The following is a 5,147-nucleotide window of genomic DNA, read 5'->3' as shown; positions in this document are numbered from 1 at the left end:
GGTGAGGGTGTGGGCGGGCCGCTCCCGTCGCCGGGAGACGCGGGGGTGGCCCGCGGGCCCGTCTTCTCCTGCACCACTGAGGGGTCTCCTCGCGATCCGCACGCCTTTTCAAGCGAAACGCTACCGCCCCCGCGGCGCTTCCCGGTCATGGGCGCGGCGACAGGGTGATCCCGCGAGGTACGGGACCACCCGGCGCACTGGCGAGCCCGGCGCACAGGAACGGGAAGAGGGCCCGGAAACCCTTCGGACCGGACCCGTCTCGTCGGCGGCGAGCGCGGAATTCCGTTGTCTACTGGGCTCCCGGGCCCGTCCCGGGTCCAACCCCCCGCCCGGTTGGGGTGCCCCGACTCGACGGACCGACGGCCCTGCACCTGGCTGTGTGGACGGAGTCACGCTCCGTCACGGACGCAGGATCCGACGATGTCAGAGACGGCCAACCGGCCAAGTCCCGTGCTGGACTGCGCAGCAAACTACCGACTCAGCCTCAGATGTCAACCGTGTCCCGATCAGCAGAAACATCAAGTTTTCCCAGGTGGGCGGCCATTGCCCGGCTGAGCAGGGGTCGGGGCGGCACTGCCGGAGCGCCGCGGCAAGTCGCGCAAAGCATCGCTTAGCGGGCGATCATGCACCACGCCCAGCCGCTGCGTGGCACGCGTGAGCGCCACGTACAGGTCGCTGACGCCGCGCGGCGACTGCGCGCAGATCAGCTCCGGCTCCACCACGACCACCGCGTCGAACTCCAGCCCCTTGGCGTCGGTCACCCCGAGCACCGCGACGGGCGCGTCGAGCGCCTCGGCGCCCCGGCCGCGCCCGGCCCCCGGCGCGACGACCACGGCGCCCTCCAGCGTCTCCCCCAGCGACGTGAGCAGCGCGTCGGGCGCCACCACGGCGACCTTGCCGCCCGCGGCGACCTCCTCCGCGACGATCCGGGGCAGCTCGGCCATCGGCGCGGCCCACGGGCTCGCCCCGCTGTCGCGCACCGACCGGGGCGGCTCCAGGCCGGGGTCGATGGTGGCGAGCACCCGGGCGGCCACCTCCATCAGCTCCACCGGCGTGCGGTAGTTGACGGTCAGCCGCTCCTGCCGCCACCGCCCCGCGACGTACGGGTCGAGCACCTCCGCCCACGAGCGCGCCCCCGCGGCCGAACCCGTCTGGGCGATGTCGCCGACGATCGTCATGGACCGGTTGGGCACGCGCCGCATGACCGCCCGCCAGGCCATCGGCGACAACTCCTGCGCCTCGTCCACGATGACGTGCCCGTAGGCCCAGGTGCGGTCGGCGGCGGCGCGTTCGGCGGTGGTGAGACGGGGGCCGTCGCCCCGCTGCCGCTCGGCCAGCCGCTCGGCCTCCATGACGTCGGACAGCCCGGTCAGCTCCAGCACCTCGCGCGCGTAGGCGAGCTCGGCCTCGCGCTCGTGCTCCTCCGCCTGCCGGGCCGCGGCCAGCTCCTCCTCGGCCGCCAGCGCGCTGGCCCGCAGCACCTGCTCGTCGATCTCGCCGAGCAGCTCGGCCGCCTCGTCCAGCAGCGGCACGTCGGACTCCGTCCACTCGCCGCCGCGCGCCCCGTCGCGCCGCAGCAGGGCCCGCTCCCCGGCCGTCAGCACGGAGGCGGCGTGACCGAGCCGCTCCGGCGACCCGTACAGGCCGAGCAGCAGCCGCTGCGGGGTGAGGTAGGGCCAGAGCCGGTTGAGCGCGGACCGCACGACCGGTTCGGTGCGCAGCTCCTCGCGCAGGTCGCCCAGCTCGTCCTCGTCGATCAGCCCCTTGCCGAGCTGCCTGGCCGCCTGCCGGGCCAGCGCGTTGAGCAGGGACCGGACGAACACGGCCCGCGCCTGGTTGTGCGGCCGGCGGGAGCGGGCGGCCTTGGCGGCGGCCGACTCCAGCATCTTGCGGTCCATGGTGAGGGTGTAGCGGCCCAGGTTCAGCTCGACGGGCCGGCGCGGGACGCGCTGGCGGTCGCGCACCGCCCTGGCGATCACCTCGGCCATCCGCAGGTCGCCCTTGACCGCGGCCACCTCGGGCCGTTCCCGTGCGGTGGCGGTCAGGCCGGGGTACAGCTCGCCGACGGCCGACAGCAGCACGTCGGTCTCGCCCAGCGAGGGCAGCACCTGCTCGATGTAGCGCAGGAAGGTGAGGTTGGGGCCGAGGATGAGCACGCCGCGGCGCTCCAGCCGCTCCCGGTGCGTGTAGAGCAGGTAGGCGGCGCGGTGCAGGGCGACGACGGTCTTGCCGGTGCCGGGGCCGCCCTGGACGACGAGCACCCCGTTCAGGTCGGACCGGATCACCTTGTCCTGCTCGGCCTGGATGGTGGCCACGATGTCGCGCATCCGGCCCGTGCGCCGCTCGCCCAGCGCGGCCAGCAGGGCGGCCTCGCCGTTCAGCGTGGCCCGGTCGTCGTCGGTGAGCGCGTCGAAGTCGAGCAGGTCGTCGTCGACGCCGACCACCGTGCGGCCGCGGGTCTGCAGGTGGCGCCGCCGGGTCAGGCCCATCGGCGCGGCCGGGGTGGCGCGGTAGAACGGCTGCGCGACCGGGGCCCGCCAGTCGATGAGCAGCCGCTCCTGCTCGTCGTCGGTCATGCCCAGCTTGCCGATGTAGAGCCGGCCCTCCTCGACGTGGTCGAGCCGGCCGAAGACCAGGCCGCGCTCCACCGCCCACAGCCGGGCCAGGCGGGAGGCGTACATGTCGGCGAACGTGTCGCGCTCCGACCTGTTCTGCATGGTGCCGACGGCTCCGCTGGCCAGCACCTCCTTCAGCCGGTGCTGGGTGCGCTCGCGCAGCTCGTCCAGCCGTTCGTAGAGGCGGGTGACGTACGCTTGCTCCCTGGCGAGTTCCGATTGACGGGTTGCCGCCAGACCATTATTGTGGTTAATGGGACGCTCCGGGCCATTCTGCTTGTTGTTGCGACAAACGACGACATTAGCATGCCTGTTGCAGCGCCCTCCTCTCTTTTGCCCATCATGGTTTCGCCCTTACCGCTTTCTTTTCCGCACGGGTCTTTCCCACGTACGGGTCACGGCTTCCGGCGCGGCTCTTGACCGGACACCCCGCGCTCTTTACGGTCACCGTAAGTTAGGAAAGTTTCCTAACCCTTGTGGAGGATGAACACGTGAGCGGTCCCGTACCGGGCACTCCCAGTCTGCTACGCGCCATCAACGATCGCGCGGCCCTGCGGCTGTTCCTCGAACGCGGCCCGCTCACCCGCCCCGAGCTGGGCGCGCTGACCGGCCTGTCCAAACCGACCGCGTCGCAGCTGCTGGCCCGCCTGCGCCGGGCGGGGCTGGTCGTCCTGGACGGGGTGCGCGAGGGGCTGCCGGGGCGCACGGCGGAGGTGTACCGGATCAACCCGGCGGCGGCGTACGCGGCCGCGCTGGACGTCACCTCCGCCAGGATCGAGGCCCGGGTGGCGGACCTGACGGGGACCGTGGTCGGCGAGTACGCGCTGGAACCCGCCGACGGCGACCTCGTCGGCGGGCTGCGCGCCGCCCTGGCGGGGGCGCGGCCGCCCGCACCGCCCCGTCACGTGGTGATCGGGGTGCAGGCCGCGATCGACCCCACCACGGGACGGCTGGGGTACGCGACCGCGGAGGACATGCCGGGCTGGCACCTGGACGACCTGGTGGGCGTGCTGTCCAGGGGTCTGGGGACGCCGGTGTCGGTGGAGAACAACGTCAACCTGGTGGCCCTGGCCGAACGCGCCCACGGGGCCGCGGCGGGCGCGCCGGACTTCGTGCTGCTGTGGGCGGGCGCCGGCATCGGCGCGGCGATCGTGCTGGGCGGCCGGCTGCACCGGGGCGCGACGGGCGGCGCGGGCGAGGTCGGCTACATGCCGGCGCCGGGCGCGCCCACCGCCCGCGAGAGCGGCCCGTACGCCGACCACGGCTTCCAGGCGCTGTCCGGCGGCGCGGCGGTGCTGGAGACCCTGCGCCGCCACGGCGTCAGGGGCGCGAGCCTGCGCGAGGCCATCGCGAACGCGGCGGCCGCACCCGCGCCTGCTCCGCCGGGCACGAGCGCGGACGCGGGCGGGGGCTCCGGGGCGGAGGGCGGCGGTGTCGCGGCGTTGCGTGAGGTGGCGGCGGGCCTGGCGGTGGGGCTGGCGGCGATCACCTCGGTCATGGACCCGCCGCTGATCGTGCTGACCGGCGCCGTGCCGCTGGCGGGCGGGGAGCCGCTGCGGCGGCTGGTCGAGGAGGAGCTGCACGCGCTGACCATCGCCAGGCCGCGGGTGCGGCTGTCGCGGGTGGCGGGCAACGCCGTCCTGGTGGGGGCGCTCGATCTGGCGCTGGCCACGGTGCGGGACGAGGTGCTCGACGCGACGGGCGCGACGACGGCCACCAGGCCGGACGGAACACCCGACAAAGCACCCGGCACACCACCTGGCACACCACCTGGCACACCACCTGGCACACAACCCAGCAGAACGCCCGACCGGACGCCCGACCGGACGCCCGGAAAGACGCCCGGCAGGATGTCCGCTTCGCCCGTGTTTGACAGTGGCGTGGGCGTGACAGAGTAGGCCGTCGCCTGGCGTGGCCGTCGCGCCCTCATCATGCTGCGGTCATGGACGGGTTCCTGGACACCGGCACGGGCGGTCTGACGGAGTTGCGGGTGCACGGCGTGGCCGGCACGCCGCCCGCGGAGATGCTCAACCATCCGCATCCCCGGATGGTCGCGGGCGACGGGACCACGGGGTTCTTCCGGCGCTGGTGGCCCGCCGGGCGGCCGGACACGCCGGACGCGGACGTGCCCGGCGAGCGCCGTCGCGAGGCGTACGCGTGGGCCGGGCTCACCTCCGGCGGCCGGACGATCGCGATGTGGCTGCTGCTCCTGCCGTTCGCGCTGGCCAACGTGGCGTACTTCATGCTGCCCAGGCCGGCGGACGGGCGGCGGCTGCGGCGGGCCGTGGAGGCGGCGCAGCGGCTGTTCGCGCTGCTGCTGACCGGCACGCTGGTGGCGACCGTCACGCGGGCGAGCGTGGATCTGATCGGCTGGCAGTGCACCGCCGCGGGCCGGGCGTGCGCGGACGAGAGCGCGCCCGGCTGGGTGCGGTGGATGGGTGAGCTGTGGGGCGGCGACCCCTCGCGGCGGCTGGCCGTGACCGCGCTGGTGCCGCTCGCGGTGGTGGTGGTGCTGTGGGCGGCCGGGCAGCG

At 74.3% G+C, this 5,147-nt stretch carries 2 protein-coding genes and 1 pseudogene; 2 read left to right on the top strand and 1 reads right to left on the bottom strand.

What is annotated here, in order from left to right; genetic code table 11:
- Window positions 1-518: 518 nt before the first annotated feature.
- Entirely contained in the window at window positions 519-2,744 is a 2,226-nt protein-coding gene (locus tag OUY22_RS35525; RefSeq protein WP_270159706.1) for a HelD family protein, read from the bottom strand.
- A 362-nt stretch (window positions 2,745-3,106) separates the two neighbouring features.
- Between OUY22_RS35525 and OUY22_RS35520 the strand changes: the two genes are divergently transcribed.
- Together OUY22_RS35520 and OUY22_RS35515 are read left to right on the top strand one after the other, a co-directional pair.
- The gene (locus OUY22_RS35520) at window positions 3,107-4,513 is read left to right on the top strand and encodes an ROK family transcriptional regulator (protein ID WP_270159705.1); all 1,407 of its coding nucleotides are present in this window, start codon (window positions 3,107-3,109) and stop codon (window positions 4,511-4,513) included.
- Window positions 4,514-4,557: 44 nt separating this feature from the next.
- A pseudogene (locus tag OUY22_RS35515) lies at window positions 4,558-5,147 on the top strand (hypothetical protein); the annotation flags it as partial.

This window comes from Nonomuraea corallina, assembly GCF_027620315.1.
Lineage (GTDB): Bacteria > Actinomycetota > Actinomycetes > Streptosporangiales > Streptosporangiaceae > Nonomuraea > Nonomuraea corallina.
This window is presented reverse-complemented; position numbering and strand designations above follow the sequence as displayed.